The sequence below is a fragment of the Halorubrum sp. SS7 genome (genome assembly GCF_005435055.1).
Taxonomy (GTDB): Archaea; Halobacteriota; Halobacteria; order Halobacteriales; family Haloferacaceae; genus Halorubrum; species Halorubrum salinarum.
Genome location: NZ_SGXV01000600.1, coordinates 1 through 243, shown reverse-complemented (window position 1 = coordinate 243; position 243 = coordinate 1). Strand labels below are relative to the sequence as shown.

Genomic DNA, 243 nt, shown 5'->3' with positions numbered 1-243 from the left:
GCTCGCGACACTGATCGAGAACCTGGTCACCATCGAGTACGCGAACGCGATCGCGTTCGTGATCATGGTCGTCGTGCTGTTGGTCCGCCCCAACGGGATCGCCGGGGAGGGTGCGACATGAGTCTCCTCGACGACCCGAAAGCGGCGTTCGCCGACCTGACCCGCCCGGAGTGGTGGGTGCTCGGCGTCAGCGTCGCGTTCCTGCTGTTCCTCTTCGTCGCGATGCTCACCGGCGGGCTCAGC

The 243-nt window shown here is 66.3% G+C and carries 2 pseudogenes; both read left to right on the top strand.

Annotation, left to right across the window (positions count from 1 at the left end):
* Positions 1–121: pseudogene (locus EXE44_RS21995) on the top strand (branched-chain amino acid ABC transporter permease); the annotation flags it as partial.
* A pseudogene (locus tag EXE44_RS21780) lies at positions 118–243 on the top strand (branched-chain amino acid ABC transporter permease); the annotation flags it as partial. The pseudogenes EXE44_RS21995 and EXE44_RS21780, both read left to right, overlap by 4 nt.